At 72.5% G+C, this 13916-nt stretch carries 16 protein-coding genes; 9 read left to right on the top strand and 7 right to left on the bottom strand.

The annotated features are described in order from the left end of the window. Positions 1 to 147: 147 nt before the first annotated feature. Positions 148 to 507 carry a hypothetical protein gene (locus tag DK427_RS19280; protein ID WP_109952670.1) on the bottom strand — a complete coding sequence of 120 codons (360 nt, stop codon included), beginning with the start codon at positions 505 to 507 and terminating at the stop codon, positions 148 to 150. Between the two features lie 264 nt (positions 508 to 771). Here DK427_RS19280 and motA point away from each other — a divergent pair, with 264 nt between their 5' ends. The 8 genes from motA (at position 772) to DK427_RS19320 (ending at position 7225) form a co-directional block, all read left to right on the top strand. Beyond that, positions 772 to 1641, top strand: a complete 870-nt coding sequence (motA, locus tag DK427_RS19285; RefSeq protein WP_109952671.1) for a flagellar motor stator protein MotA — start codon at positions 772 to 774, stop codon at positions 1639 to 1641. A gap of 10 nt (positions 1642 to 1651) precedes the next feature. Next, positions 1652 to 2638: a flagellar motor switch protein FliM gene (locus DK427_RS19290; RefSeq protein ID WP_109952672.1), complete on the top strand. Its 987-nt coding sequence runs from the start codon at positions 1652 to 1654 to the stop codon at positions 2636 to 2638. Continuing rightward, complete coding sequence (locus tag DK427_RS19295) at positions 2622 to 2924, top strand: hypothetical protein (RefSeq protein WP_109952673.1); 303 nt, start codon at positions 2622 to 2624, stop codon at positions 2922 to 2924. The genes DK427_RS19290 and DK427_RS19295 overlap by 17 nt, the downstream gene beginning before the upstream one ends. A 97-nt stretch (positions 2925 to 3021) precedes the next feature. Further along, positions 3022 to 3354, top strand: a complete 333-nt coding sequence (fliN, locus tag DK427_RS19300) for a flagellar motor switch protein FliN (protein ID WP_109952674.1) — start codon at positions 3022 to 3024, stop codon at positions 3352 to 3354. A 67-nt stretch (positions 3355 to 3421) separates the two neighbouring features. Further along, positions 3422 to 4456, top strand: a complete 1035-nt coding sequence (locus tag DK427_RS19305; RefSeq protein ID WP_109954272.1) for a flagellar motor switch protein FliG — start codon at positions 3422 to 3424, stop codon at positions 4454 to 4456. A gap of 224 nt (positions 4457 to 4680) precedes the next feature. After that, positions 4681 to 5745 carry a flagellar biosynthesis protein FlhB gene (gene flhB / locus DK427_RS19310; RefSeq protein ID WP_109952675.1) on the top strand — a complete coding sequence of 355 codons (1065 nt, stop codon included), beginning with the start codon at positions 4681 to 4683 and terminating at the stop codon, positions 5743 to 5745. After that, positions 5742 to 6194, top strand: coding sequence for a hypothetical protein (locus DK427_RS19315; RefSeq protein WP_245930636.1), 453 nt, complete (start codon positions 5742 to 5744; stop codon positions 6192 to 6194). Before flhB ends, DK427_RS19315 begins: the two co-directional genes overlap by 4 nt. Positions 6195 to 6532: 338 nt before the next feature. Continuing rightward, positions 6533 to 7225 (top strand): response regulator transcription factor, encoded by a 693-nt coding sequence (locus tag DK427_RS19320; RefSeq protein WP_109952676.1) that lies wholly within the window; start codon positions 6533 to 6535, stop codon positions 7223 to 7225. A gap of 126 nt (positions 7226 to 7351) precedes the next feature. Here DK427_RS19320 and DK427_RS26770 read toward each other — a convergent pair whose 3' ends face one another. Together DK427_RS26770 and DK427_RS19325 are read right to left on the bottom strand one after the other, a co-directional pair. Then, positions 7352 to 7489, bottom strand: a complete 138-nt coding sequence (locus tag DK427_RS26770; protein ID WP_197430751.1) for a hypothetical protein — start codon at positions 7487 to 7489, stop codon at positions 7352 to 7354. A gap of 192 nt (positions 7490 to 7681) precedes the next feature. Then, positions 7682 to 8419, bottom strand: coding sequence for a substrate-binding domain-containing protein (locus DK427_RS19325; protein ID WP_109952677.1), 738 nt, complete (start codon positions 8417 to 8419; stop codon positions 7682 to 7684). 244 nt (positions 8420 to 8663) lie between these two features. Between DK427_RS19325 and DK427_RS19330 the strand changes: the two genes are divergently transcribed. Then, positions 8664 to 8876, top strand: coding sequence for a DUF4287 domain-containing protein (locus DK427_RS19330; protein ID WP_109952678.1), 213 nt, complete (start codon positions 8664 to 8666; stop codon positions 8874 to 8876). A gap of 19 nt (positions 8877 to 8895) precedes the next feature. On the opposite strand, the gene DK427_RS19335 is transcribed toward DK427_RS19330, so the two are convergent. Genes DK427_RS19335 through DK427_RS19350 form a run of 4 tightly spaced genes read right to left on the bottom strand, consistent with a single transcriptional unit; the run spans position 8896 to position 13916 of the window. Next, positions 8896 to 9525, bottom strand: a complete 630-nt coding sequence (locus DK427_RS19335; protein ID WP_204165194.1) for a lytic transglycosylase domain-containing protein — start codon at positions 9523 to 9525, stop codon at positions 8896 to 8898. Further along, the gene (gene fliK, locus DK427_RS19340; protein WP_109952679.1) at positions 9479 to 11305 is read right to left on the bottom strand and encodes a flagellar hook-length control protein FliK; all 1827 of its coding nucleotides are present in this window, start codon (positions 11303 to 11305) and stop codon (positions 9479 to 9481) included. Before fliK ends, DK427_RS19335 begins: the two co-directional genes overlap by 47 nt. Continuing rightward, on the bottom strand, positions 11302 to 12552 hold the full coding sequence (locus DK427_RS19345; RefSeq protein ID WP_109952680.1) for a chemotaxis protein MotC: 1251 nt from the start codon (positions 12550 to 12552) through the stop codon (positions 11302 to 11304). The genes fliK and DK427_RS19345 overlap by 4 nt, the downstream gene beginning before the upstream one ends. Continuing rightward, entirely contained in the window at positions 12549 to 13916 is a 1368-nt protein-coding gene (locus tag DK427_RS19350) for a MotB family protein (RefSeq protein WP_109952681.1), read from the bottom strand. Before DK427_RS19350 ends, DK427_RS19345 begins: the two co-directional genes overlap by 4 nt.

The following is a 13916-nucleotide window of genomic DNA, read 5'->3' on the forward strand; positions in this document are numbered from 1 at the left end:
TTTTTGCGCCGGATCTAAAGAATTCTTCTCGCGATCGCCGCGCTACATCAGGCGTGGCTGCAAGACAATCCGGCGGTTACATGGCTGCCATGCGCTGAAATCTTTAACGGTTCCAGAAGGCTGCGCGGGCCCCGAACCGCCCGATCGTCAGGATTGACGGGCGGCCCAGGCCATGACGGCGGAGATGTGCCAGGCGTTGATCCCGAGGAGCAGGCAGCTGGACGCGATCAGCACGATCCAGTCCCAGATGCCGGAGGGCGCCTCGGATTGCCGCGCCTTCAGGAAGAGGCTCGCCGTGACCAAGAGGGCGACCGCGAGGGGAAGCCAGAGTCCCGGGCCCTTGCCGGCGAACGATGCCGGCTCCCCGGGGAGCGACCATTGCATCGGAACTCTCGAGGTCTCGATACGGGGCGCGGCATAGAGGTTGATCCCCGCCAGCCCGGCGGGCCTGACGAAGCGCGCCGCCTGTCCGAGGTAGGGCAGGAGCTTGGCCGCGGTGGGAGGCATGAGGGTCACCCGGGAGGCGCATGGACGGCCCTACCGTCGCACGGGCCGTCGCGCCCGTCGCACGGACGGGGTCGGACGCCTCCCGCCATGGTTTACGGATGACCGGAACCGGTTCCGCCCAAGCTCTGCCCGAGGCCCGCTCAAGCCTCGCCCAAGCCCCGCGCAAGGGAGGCGCCGTAACCCCCGGTCTCACGCTAGAGGCGCCATGAGGGCGCCGGCAGGGCGCCTCGCGGCGCCGCGCCGCCGTATCGGGGACTTCCGCCTATGGGCATCGGAATCGGCCTGCTCATCGCCATCGGCTGCATGCTCGGCGGCTTCGTCGCCATGGGCGGCCACCTCATCGTGATCTGGCAGCCCTGGGAGTTCGTGATCATCGGCGGCATGGCGGCCGGCGGCATGGTGATGGCCAACCCGATGAAGACGGTGGTCGATTCCGGCAAGGCCACCATGGAGGCGATCACCGACAAGGTCCCGAAGCGCAAGGACTTTCTGTCGCTCCTGGGCCTCCTGCACGCTCTCCTGCGCGAATTGAAGACCAAGCCGCGCAACGAGGTCGAGACGCATTTCGACGATCCGGCCAATTCCGAGATCTTCAAGGGCTACCCGGAGGTGACCAAGAACCAGGACCTGGTGATGTTCATCTGCGACTATTGCCGGCTGATCCTGATCGGCGGTGCCCGGAGCCACGAGATCGAGGCGCTGATGGAGGAGGAGATCAGCACCCACAAGAAGTCGGTGCTGAAGCCCTACAACGCCATCAACACGGTGGCCGAGGCTCTGCCAGCGCTCGGCATCGTGGCGGCGGTGCTCGGCATCGTGAAGGCGATGGGCGCGCTCGACCAGTCGCCCCAGATCCTCGGCGGCCTGATCGGCGCGGCGCTGGTGGGCACCTTCATCGGCGTGTTCGCCTCCTACGGCGTGCTCGCCCCGCTCGCCGTCAAGATCAAGAGCGTGCGCGAGAAGCAGTGCGCCGTGTTCACCATCACCAAGCAGAGCCTGATCGCCTACATGAACGGGGCGCTGCCCCAGATCGCGGTCGAGCACGGCCGCAAGGGCATCGCCTCCGCCGACCGTCCGACCATCGACGAGGTCGAGGCCGCCACCGTGCCGGGCGCCCGCGCGGAAGCGGCCTGAGGCATCCCCGATGGAGACCCACGCCCCCCGTTCCGCGGCTCAGCCCGCGATCCTGCGCGACCCGGCGGGCATCCGGGCGCGCATCCAGGAGGCCGCCGGCCTGTCCCTCGACAGGCTGCCGATGCTCCAGCTCATCCTGGACCGGCTGGCCACCGCCTGCGGCGACGCGCTCAAGCACCGGGTCGCCTCGACGGTGTTCTACGCCCTCTCGGGCGTCGAGAGCGGGCGCTTCGGCGACTTCCTCGACGTGCACGAGCACAACGCGGTGGCGGGCATCTTCCACGCGCCGGGCTGGGACGGGCACATTCTGGTCGGGCTCGACCGGGACCTGCTCTACACGATGGTCGAGGTGCTGTTCGGCGCCGACGGCTCGGAGCCCGCGGTCGAGGACGAGCGCGCCTTCTCGGCGATCGAATTACGCGTCGCCCAGATGGTGTTCGAGCAGGTGGGCAAGGCGCTCGAGGCCGCCTTCGGCCTCGTCTCGCAGACCGCCTTCCGGCTGGAGCGCACCGAGACCCGCATGGAGTTCGCGGTGATCGGCCGGCGCACGAACAACGCCGTGCAGGCCAAGTTCCTGTTCCAGGCGCTCAGCCGCAGCGGCGAGATGTTCCTCGTCATCCCGCAGGCGCTGCTGAACCCGCTGCGCCCGAGCCTCGCCAAGGTGCTCACCGGCGAGTCGACCGCGCGCGACCCGCGCTGGTCGAGCCAGATCGCCGCCGAGGTGCAGAAGGCCGAGGTGACGCTGCGCGCCGTGCTGGAGGAGCGCCACCTGACGCTCGGCGAGATCGCCGGCCTCCAGGTCGGCCAGGTCATCGGGCTCGATGCCACGCCCGCGACCCGGATCAAGCTCGAGGGCAACGACCGGCCGCTGTTCTGGGCCCGGGCCGGACAGGCGCAGGGCTCGTACGTGCTGCGGATCGACGAGGTCATCGCCCAGGACGGCAAGGATACCAAGAACATCCAGGACAAGGACGGAGCCCATGGCCTCGCTGGTTGACGGCGTGCTGCTCACCGCGCTGGTCGCCACCAGCGCCTGCGTGGTGCCGATGTACCTGAAGCTCAAGCGCCTCGACCGAGCCCAGGCCGAGTACGGCCGGGCGGTGGCCGCCTCCGGCCATGCGCTTGCGAGCGCGGGCGAGGCCGTGCGCAGCTTCGCGGGCGAGGGCCGCGAGGTGCTCGACGCGCTCGGCCGCAAGATCGAGGAGGCGCGCGCCACGCTGGCCGAGCTGGAGGCGGCGCGCGCGCGGCTTGAGGCGCGCCGCGACGCGCCTCCCGCTGCCTGAGTCCGCAGCCCCGGTCCCCACGAGCCAGCGACAGCCTCGCATCAGCCAGGCCCGCTAGAACCGCCATCGCCGCACGGTCCACGCCCCCGAGTCCCCGATGAGCACCAGCCCCTTCCCCGACACCGAGACTCCTTTCGCGGCCGCCGAGCCCCGCGTCGGCGACGGGCGCAACCTCGATTCGATCCTGCGCATCCCCGTCCTGGTGCAGGTGGTACTGGGCTCGGCCACCATGCCGGTCGCCAACCTGATGAAGCTCGGCCGCGGCGCCGTGGTGCCCCTCGACCACCGGGTCGGCGAGCCCGTCGACGTGATGGTCAACGGCCGCGTCGTCGCCCGCGGCGAGATCGTCATCGTCGAGGAGGATTCCTCCCGCTTCGGCGTCTCGCTGACCGAGGTGGTCGGCCCGGCCGATTCCGCCCCGGCCGCCTGAGGCCGCAACCGTGGCGGCAGCTCCCCTGGCAGCACCTGCCCTGGCCCCACCCGTGCCGCCCCTGGCGGTGCCGGCCTCCGCGCTGCCCTCGCGCGGGGCGGGGCGCCAGCTCGCGCCGGTCGACCGCGTCGCCACCCTGCTGCTCGCCATGGGCAAGCCGGCCGCCGGCCGTCTGCTCAAGTATTTCGAGCCCGACGAGATCCGGCGCATCACGCGCTCGGCGGTGCAACTCGGTGCGGTCAGCCCGGACCAGCTCGACGGCGTGATCGAATCCTTCGCTGTCGAGTTCGCCAGCGGGGCGAGCCTCGTCGGCACCGTGCAGGAGGTCGAGAAGCTCCTCACCGGCCTGATCCCCGCCGAGCAGCTCTCCGAGCTGCTATCCGAGGTGCGCGGCAACGGCGCCCGCTCGGTCTGGGAGCGCATGTCGGCGGCCTCCGAGAGCGTGCTGGCGAGCTACCTCGTGAAGGAGCATCCCCAGACCGGGGCACTGATCCTCTCGCGCATCAAGCCGGCGGTGGCCGCCAAGGTGATGAGCCAGCTGCCGGCGCCGCTGCGCAACACGCTGATGCGCCGCATGCTGAGCTTCAAGCCCGTGGACGACGAGATCCTGTCCATGCTGGAGCGCGCCCTGCTCGAGGACTTCATGGCCAACGGCGCGCGCAATTCCGGCGCCGACACCCACGCCAAGATGGCCGACATCATCAACAAGATGGACCGGGCCCAGATGGACGAGGCGCTCGCGGCGCTCGCCGACGCGCGCCCGAAATCGGTCGAGATCCTCAAGGGCCTGCTCTTCACCTTCGACGACATCGTCAAGCTGGCGCCGCGCGCCCGCACCACCCTGTTCGACGCGGTGCCCAACGACCGCCTCGTCCTGGCCCTCAAGGGCACGGACGCGGAGTTCCGGGGCGTCATCCTGTCGGCGCTCTCGGCGCGCGTGAAGCGCATGGTCGAGCACGAGCTGAACGGCGGCGAGCCGGCGGCCCAGCGCGACGTCATGGAGGCGCGCCGCTCCATCACGGATCTGGCCATGGACATGGCGAGCCGCGGCGAGATCGAGATCAACCCGGAGGAGGGCGGTGGCGATGCGCTCATCCGCTAGATCCGATCGGCGCCCGATCGGCTCCAGCTTCCCCTGGTGCGCTCGGTCCGGTGCCCGGACCGAACGGGATCCGGCGCACGCAGCCAAGGTCACGCAGGCTGCGCAACCTGGCCTGCGCCGGCGCGCAGCCGCGCTGGCGCCATTCGGGCGGGAGCTTGCCTCCTGTTCCGGCGCGGGACCCGGGCGCCGATCCCGCGTGGGACCTGTAACCGCCGACCGCCCGCATGGCTGAGGACGTCGACCACGAGAGCAAGACCGAGGCCCCGACCGAGCGCCGCGTGCGCGAGGCGCTCGACAAGGGCAACATCCCGTTCTCGCGGGAGGCGCCGGTCTTCGCCTCCGTCCTCGGGCTCCTGATCGGGCTCAGCCTGTTCGCGCGGGGACAGGCCGCCCAGCTCGCGCGGGATCTCGCGCCCTTCTTCGATCATCCGCGCGGCTTCGCGCTGGACAGCGCGGGGGACGTGGCGCTGCTGCTCCAGGCGGTCGCGGGCGCCACCGCCCGCTTCCTCCTGCCCTTCCTCCTCCTGCTCGCCGCCTGCGGCCTCTCCGCCTCGATCCTGCAGAACGTCCCGCGCCTCGTCGCGGAGCGGATCCTGCCGAAGTGGAGCAACGTCTCGCCGGCCTCGGGCTTCGGGCGGATCTTCGGGCGCTCGGGTCAAGTCGAGTTCCTGAAATCTGTCCTTAAAGTCCTCGGTGTCAGTCTGGTGGTCGTCCTGCTCCTGCGCTCGGAGCGGCAGAAAGCCGTGAATGCCATGTTCGTCGATCCGAGCCAGCTGCCGGAGCTGATCCTCACCATCTCGATCCGCCTCGTCTCGGCGGTGTCGATCGCCACCATCGTGATCGTGGCGGGCGACCTCGTCTGGGCGCGGCTGCGCTGGCAGCGCTCGCTGCGGATGTCGGTGCAGGACGTCAAGGACGAGCACAAGCAGTCCGAGGGTGACCCGACCGTGAAGGCGCGCCTGCGCTCGCTCGCCCAGGACCGCTCGCGCAACCGCATGCTGGCCGCCGTCCCCCGCGCCACCGTGATCATCGCCAACCCGACCCACTTCGCCGTGGCGCTCCGCTACGAGCCCAGCGAGAACCCCGCCCCCCTGGTTGTGGCCAAGGGCCAGGACCTGATCGCCCTGCGCATCCGCGCCATCGCCGAGGAGAACGGCATCGCGGTGATCGAGGACAAGCCTCTCGCAAGGTCCCTGTACGATGCTGTGCAGGTGGATCAGACGATCCCGGCCGAGTTCTACCGGGCGGTCGCCCAGATCCTCTTCTTCCTGTTCGCGAGGCCCCGATGATCCCCCAGGCCTACGACCCGGCCCTCGGCCGGACCGCCCCGGCCGACGTGATCGCGGCCTCCGAGCAGGTCTTCGCCGAGGAGCTGCGCGACTTCATCGCCGAGCTGTGCCTGCTCGACGGCGGCGTGCTGATCGGCTGGGTTCGGGGAGAGCACCACGGCAACATCGCCGACCTCGTCGCCTCCTCGGCCGAACCCTTCTTCAAGGACGCGACGCTGGCCTACGCGGACGCCGCCGACGTGACGCTCGCCTGGGGCCGCTCGCTCCAGGTCGTTCTCGACATGGAGTTCGTGACGAAGCCCGTGACGGTGTTCTTCAAGCTCGTCCTCGACGGCTACTTCGCGGGCGTGGCGATCCAGCGGATCCTCGCCGAGGCCGAGCCGCCCTTCTCGCCCGACGTGCTGGCCCGCGCCCTCTCCGACGCGCGCCTGGAGCGCGCCCGCGCCTGAGGCCTTGCCGTGGCCGCTCCGGGATGTCGCCCGGACGTCCCTCCGGCAACGGTGTTCCCGCGCCGCGGGATGGCGCGCTGGGCAGAAGATCTGCGTAGTCTTCCGGCATATCCGCAACACCGGCCGAAAAGTGCGCGCGCTGTCCCGTGGCGGCGTTGACCTGCGGCCCAGGACGAAACATCTCAGGAATCGCGCAGCGCGTCTCAAGAATCCGGGGGGAGCGGGGACGGCCGACATAATTGCGCCATACAATTTTCGGTTGTATATCGCCGCATATCTAGAAGATGCGGTGTCGCGACGGTCGGGGAAGATCCGCTGAACACCGGGGATTGGGGCGGATGTACTGCTTGGTGGATGCCAGGGAATCGGTGAACGCCGGTTACGCGGCGAGCTTCGACCGCGAGGGGGTGTCGGCCTTCGGGCTCTCGCCGGAGGAGTTCACCGGCTGGCTGCAGACCGCCTCGCGCGGCGACCTCGACGCGGTCCAGGGCTTCCTGCTCGGCGATTTCGAGGACCGGGCGAAATGCGCCGGGATCATCCGCAAGCACTCCCGCGCGCCGATCATCGCGCTCGCCGACCAGCGCTCCCTGGAACAGACCCTCGTCCTGTTCGACGCCGGCATCGACGACGTGCTCCCCAAGCCCGTGCACGTGCGCGAGATCCTGGCCCGCTCGGAGGCGATCTGGCGCCGGGTGAACGGCGGCGTGCTTCCGGCGGCGCCGGGCGCCGAGGCCCCGGCCCGGCCGGAGCGCCTGCGGGTGTTCTTCGACGGGCGCGACCCGGAGGTGGACGGCGAGCCCCTGCCCCTGCCCAGGCGCGAGCGGCACATCCTCGAATACCTCGTGCGCAACCGCGGCCGGCGGCTGACCAAGGCGCAGGTCTTCAACGTGATCTACGGCGTCTACAGCAACGGCGTCGAGGAGAGCGTGGTCGAGGGCCACGTGAGCAAGCTGCGCAAGAAGCTCAGCCAGCGCCTCGGCTACGACCCGATCGAGGCCAAGCGCTACATGGGCTACGTCTACGTCGGGTAGAAGGCGGGCGCCTCCCGATCGATCGGCCGGGTCCGGACACGACAAAGCCCGCCGCGGGGAACCGGGCGGGCTGCATCGTCTTAAGGTGGATCGTTGTCCGGCCGCGCGGGGCGGCCGTGTGGCGGATCAGGCGAGCGTCGGGACGGCACCGGCCGTGCCGGCATTCTGCGCGTCGCCGTCGAAGGTCTTGGCCAGGGCGATCACGAGCGAGACGTGGACGGCGGCGGCGAAGGGGAGAAGAGCGAGAGCGGCGAGGAGGGTCATCGGAAGGCGTCCTGTGGTGCGCTGCGATGAGGCTTATATCGCACTGCACGCGCGCTTCTGGTATACCACATGCCTCAGACCCGGCATGCAGCTTCCGCATGACTGCACGGTGCCTGAACCGGCGGCCTGCGGCCGGGTTAGGGTCTGACCTTCGGTGTCGGCGCTCAACCTCGCTTCCGACCCTGAACGATCCTACGGCGCCGCGCGATCCCGGACCGGCTCCATTCCCATCGCCTGGATCGCGGCCGTGGTTTGATCCGAGCCGAGGAAGCCCGTCAGCAGCGCTGCCGCCTCCGGATCGCGCGACGACCGTGTGATGGCGGCGGTGAACGTCTGGACGAGCTGGACCGCATCGGGGAGCGGGCCCACCGGCTCGATCCCGGCGATGTTCACCAGCTCGCTGATGGGCCCGAGCGCGATGTCGGCCTCCCCCGCAGCGAGCGCGGCCGCGGATTCCGTGCCTCTCGGAAAGACCTTCGACCGGACGGTGCCGGCGATGCCGAGCCTTGGAAGGACCTCGTTCAAGATGAAGAGGCCGCTGGTGCTGCCCGGCATCACGACGAGACGGGCCTCCAGCAGGGTGCGCGTCAGCGCCTCGACGGAGCCGATATCCGGCCTGCGCGTGCCCGCGCGTACGGCCGCCGCGAGGGGCGCGGTGGCCAGCTCGACCGGTGAGCCTTCCACGATCAGACCGGCCTCGACCAGCGCGTGCAGGCCTTCGTTCGAGAGGATCACGACGTCGACATGCGTACCGCGGTCGAGCTGGGCGCGGATGGTCTTCGGCCCGGTCCCCTGCGAGGCCCCCGACAGCGTCGTGACCGCGATGCCCGTCGCGCGCTCGAACGCCGGCACGACCTCTTGGTAGGCGAGCGCGAAACCTCCGGAGATCATGACGGTGAGTTCCGCCGCGGTGGTGCTCGTTGCCGTCATCGGTCCAAACCCGAAGGCCGCAGAATGGGGACGCGTGAGCCGCGCAGGAGCTTGTCGCCAGCGCGGGATCCGGGATGGACCCGATTCGCTGCCGGCACCGCACCGTCGTACCGCCTGGCCGGGCCGCTTTCCAGCCGGTGGAGGCGTCGGCGGACGTGGCGTGCGGGCTCATGGATGCAGGTTGCCGGCGGCGCGGTTTGGGCTGAAGCTGACGCCGGTCGGATCCAGAGGAGACAGTCCCGTCGTGTCCACCGAACCCGTCAAGGGTCCCGCGTCGTACTTCCCCTCCATCGAGAAGCGGTACGGCCGCCCGATCGCGGAATGGGAGCGGATCGTCCGCGATCATCTCCCCGCCAAGCACATGGATCTGGTGGCGATGCTGAAGAGCGGCCACGGGATGGGCCACGGCCACGCCAACGCGATCGTCGCCCACGTGCTCGCCGTGCGGAAAGGCTAACGCGCTTCCCCGCCCACCCTTACTGGCAGAACGTCTTCGCGCCGGGCGTCCAGCTGCCGAAGCCGGTGGCGACCATGTTGGTGATCACCCGGCAGACATAGAGCTTCTGGGCCGGATTGTTGTTGGGGCCCGCATGGTAGCGCGCCACCGCCAGCGTCCAGCTGCCCTCGCGCTCCTTCAGCTCCTTCAGGAAGCGGGTGGCGTACTCGACGTTCTGGCGCGGGTCGATCATCGCCTCGAGCGAGGGGAACTTCGCCCGGTGATAGTGGTGGTTGATCTGCATGCAGCCAAGATCGACCAGCCGGGTGCCGGCCGCCTGCGCCTCGCCGAGCTTGCGCAGCACGTCGGCCGGACCGGTGCCGAAATAGGCCCGGCCGCCGATGTTCATCGCGTAGGGCTGCAGCGAGCCGCGCTTGCCGCTCTCGGTCAGCCCCACGGCATAGAGCATCCCGAGCGGCACCCCGTGCTTGGCGGCGGCCTGCGCCATCTGCTGCTCGCAGACGCGGCTGGGCGCGGCCGGGACCGGAACGTCGGCGGCCGAAGCCGTGGCGCTCGGGACGGAGGGCGTCGGCGCGGTGGCGCCGGCCGGCGCGCCGCAGAGGCTAAAGGTACAGGCCGCGACGATCGCGCGCGTCAGGATACGGCTCATGTCCCCCCTCCCCGTTCCGGGGTACCCCGGTGCCGCGCCGGGCGCTCTGGTCGGGGTTGCGCCCCTCCCCCCCCTGGCCGCCGTTCTGGCCGCCTTCCGCCGGGAAGCCCGGCTGGCCGCGGCCCGGGGCAGCCTGGTTCCCCTGCCCGGCTCCTTGTCCAGCGCCTTGTCCGGCGCCTTGCCCGGCGCCCTGGCCCGGACCTGGCTGGCCGCCCGACAGCTCCGCCCCGCCCGCCTGGATGGCGACGAGATCGGTCTGGTAGCCGGCCCCGCGCAGGAGATCGGTCAGGGCACCGCCGTCGCGGCGCAGCAACTCGGCGGTGTCGCGCCGGCCCGTTTCCAGGCCGATCTCCAGCCGGCCCTCCTGCAGGCGCATCCGCACCGTCACCGTGCCGAGATCACCGGGCTGGAGCTGGATCGTGAGGAGCCGCAGCGGACCCTCGGTCAGCGGGCCGGGCCGCGCCGCCTGTGCGGACGCAGCAGCGGCCGGTGCCTCCGCGGCGATCGCCTGGGCGAGCTGGCGCAAGGTCGCGGCCGGCAGCCCGGCCTGACCGCCCGCCGCGCCCGGGACCGGGGCGGCCTCGTCGACCTCGCCCGGGGCCGGGTCGCGGGCCCCGCCCTCGCTGCCCGCTGCGCCTGCATCCTGGCCGGGCGTCCGCGCCGAGGCCGGCGCCGTGCCGGCCCGGGCGTCCGCCGCCACGGGCTCGCCGCCGGCCGGCACCGTGCGGGCCGCGGGTCCGGTACCGGCGGCTGGCCGCTCCGCCCCGCGGGCCGGCGCCGCGCGATCGCTGCCGCCGGCCGGAGCGGCGGCTGCCGCGATGGGCGCGGGCGCGGTCGACGCCGCAGCCGCGGACGCCGCAGCCGCGGGGGCCGCCGCGGCGGGGGGCGGGACTGTCGATCCGGAGGCCGGCGCGGCCGGGAGCGCGGCCCCGGCGGCCGCTGCGGTGGCAGCCTGCCTGGCCTGCGCCTCGCCCGGCCCGGCTCCCGGGGATTTCGGGGCTGGAGCACCGCCCGCCTCGGTGGCCGTGGCGCGGATGGTGCCCGCCCCGGGCAGGGCCGGGACGTTCGCGAGGGTGTCGGCCGCGGCTTGCTGCGCGGCTTGCCGCGCGGCGGGAGTGTTCGGCACGGCCGCTGCGACCGGGCCGGCGAGCGGTCCCGCCGGCGAGGTCCCGGCGCCGACCGGCGCGAAATGCGTCTCCTGCACCAGGACCGCGAGCGTCGGCCGCTCGGCCAGCGGGACGGCCGGCGCGGCGCGGCGCGCGGCGCGCTCGGCCAGGGCGGTGAGATCTGCCGGGACGCCCGTTCCCGGCGCCTGCACCGGGAGCGCCGACACGAGGAGCTGTCCTGGGGCGATCTGAGCGGCGGCCCCGGCGCTCGTTGCTGGGATGCCCTGCGCGGTCCCCTGGTCTGAGGCCTGCTGCTGCGCGATCCCCAGGGCCGACTCCTGGACCGCGCCGATCAGCGCCCGCAACGCCGCCTGCGGATCGGCGGCCGGCTCCGCGACGGGTGCGCCGAGCGGGCGCTCGGTCGCCTCCTCCGGCGGGACTTCGGCCGGGGCGTCGTCCGCCGCTGCGGCGCGACCGTCGCGGGCGCCGCGGCCCTGCGGCCGTTCCAGGCGGCCGAGCTCCCGGCCGAAATCCGCGGTGCGGTCCGTGGCGCGGTCCTTGGGATCCCGGCCGGAATCCTTTGGCCCGGCCTCGTCGCGCGCGGGCGCCTCGCTCTTCGGGGCCGGATCGGGACGCTGCCGGGGGCCGGGCAGCAGGGCGTCGAGGGCGGTCACGGGTCGCTCCTGTCGTCCATCAGGCGGTCGATGCGCGCCAGCGCCTCCTGGGCCCGGCCGATCGCGGCGGCCTCGGGCAGCGCGCGCGGCCCGGCCGGCGCGGGCGCGGGCTTGGCGGCGCCGGCTTGCGCGGGGATGCGGATCTGGCTGGCGGCCGAGAGCGCCTCGTCGAGGAGGCGCGCGTCCGCCTCGCCGAGCTGGCCCCGGTCGATGCCCCTGAGCGCCTCGAGGCTCTCGTCGAGGCGCCCGTCGATGACGACGAGCGCCGCCGCGCGGTAGAGCCGGGCCTGGGCGGAGGCGGCCGAATCCGGCTCGGCGAGGCCGGCCGCGCGCTCGGCCGCGAACAGGGCGGTGCCGCGGCGGCCCTGGTCGAGCCCGGCCCGGGCGACCAGCAGGTAGAGGTCGCGCCGTCCCTCCGGCTCGATCTCGTCGAGCATGCGGGCGAGCCGCGCGTCCCGCGCGCCGTCGCTGCCGAAGTCGAGCCGGGTCAGCGCCGCGGCGAAGCGCTGGCGGAAATTGCCCGCGTAGACCGAGCGGCGGAAGCGGCGCAGGTACTGGATCGACAGGGCCTCGAAGCGCTGAGCGTCGCCCCCTTGCGCCACCACGAAGATCTCGCGGCGCAGCGCCCCCTCCTCCACCAGGGTGCCGGGCGCGAGCAGCCGCGCCTGGGCCAAGAGCTCCAGCGCCCGGCGCGGGGCGTCCCGCACGGTGAGGGCGGCCTGCGTCAGGGCGAGCTGGCCGGCCAGGCTCGGGGGCATCTCCCGGGCGTCGAACTTGGCGAGAAGCGTGCGCGCCTCCTTCTCCCGGCCCTCCACATAGGCCAGGGCGCCGAACACCAGCGGCACCTCCGTTTCGCCGAGCTTGCCCCCGTCGAGCATCCGCCGGAGCACCGCGGGCCCACCGCCCGCAAGCGCGAAGGCGACGCAGGCCCGCGCGTTCGCCGGCTCGGCCCAGGTCTCGGGCTCCAGGGCGAGGAAGCGGCTCTCGATATGCACCAGGAGCTGGCGCTGGGCGGCGTGGGCCTGGGTCGATCCGCGGGCGATGCGGTCCTGCAGCAGTTGCAGGGTGCGCACCAGCTCCACCGGCAGGCCGCGGGGGGCCACCGGCAGCGGCTCGATGGGCTTCGGGGGCTCGGCCCCGTGCCCGCCCCCGGCCGCCAGCGCCGGCGCGGCGAGGAGGAGGGCGAGGAGGAGTGCGGCGAGGCGCCCCGCTGCGGGGGGAGGGAGATGTTGCGCGTGTCTCCTCATTCCGGCTGGCCCCGGAGCAGGATCTCGATGCGGCGGTTCTCGGCGGCCTTCGGGTCGGGGTTGCGGGGCTGGCGGTCGGCGTAGCCCTCGATGCGCTCCAGGCGCCCCTCGTCGAGGCCGGCGCGCACCAGCGCGTAGGAGGCCATCTGGGCGCGGGCCGAGGACAGGCGCCAGTTGTCGTAGGTCTCCGAGCGGAACGGGCGCCCGTCCGTGTGGCCGCGCACCACGATCCGGCCGGGCCGGGCGTTCAGGATCTTGGCGATGCGCTCGAGCGCCCGCACCACCTTCGGGGCGGGCTCGGCCGAGCCGATCTCGAACATGCTGAAGTTGATCTCGTCGGTGACGCTGATCAGCACCCCCTCCCCCGTCCGGCGCACCTCGACCCGGGGCGCCGGGGCGCGGGTGCCGGCCGGCTGCACGGCGCGGGCGATCTCCGCCTTGATCTCGGCCATCGCGGCAGTCTCGCCCGCCCTCGGGTCGGCGGCCTCGTCCTTCGGCGCGTCCTTCACGGGTTCCTTCACGGGCTCCTTGGCGATCTCCTTGGCAGGGGGCAGGGCCGCTTCCTGCTGCGCGTCCTTCGCGTCCGGCGCCTTCTCGGCGGCCTTCGGGCGGACCGGGCCGAGGGCGTCCCTCACGGCGGCCGGCAGGGCCGCGTCGGCGGAGGCCACCTGCAGCGGCTTGGCCGGGGCCTTCGGATCCTTGGCCGGATCCTTGCCGTCCTTCATCGACTGCGCCCGCGCGTCGAGCCGGGTCTCGCTCGGCGCCCGCGCCACGGTATCGACCTTGCCGGGTTGCGCGCTCCGGGCCTTCGGCAGGGCCTCGGTCTGCCAGTAGAGCGGGTCGAACGGGTCGCGCGCGGCCTCGCCGCCGCTGATGCCCGGCAGGCCGCCGTCCTGCGCGGAGGCGTCGGCGCTCGCCACCTCGGAGCGCTCGCCCTCGGCCGCGAGCTTGGCCAGCACCGCGTAGGGGTCCTGGAACAGGGCGGATTCGCGGGCGCGGCTGCCGGGGGGCGCCGGCTGGCCCTTGTCCGGACCCTTGCCCTCGCCCTTGCCCTCGCCGTCCCCCTTGCCCTCGGCATCGGCCTTGCCGCCGCCCGCGCTCGCCGGGTCGGAGGGCGCGTCCTGCGGGTCGGAGAGGCCCTTGCGGTCGTGCGTGACCTCGGCGAGCTTCACCGGGTTGAAGTACTCGGCGATCGACTGCTTCTGTGCCTTGCTGGTCGAGTTGATCAGCCACATCACCAGGAACAGCGCCATCATCGCCGTCATGAAGTCGGCGAGCGCGATCTTCCAAGCGCCGCCGTGGTGACCGTCCTCGTGGTCGCCGTGGCGCTTGATGATGATGATTTCCTGGTGGCCCTCGGACAT

Origin of the sequence: Methylobacterium radiodurans (assembly GCF_003173735.1) — a bacterium.
GTDB classification, from domain to species: domain Bacteria; phylum Pseudomonadota; class Alphaproteobacteria; order Rhizobiales; family Beijerinckiaceae; genus Methylobacterium; species Methylobacterium radiodurans.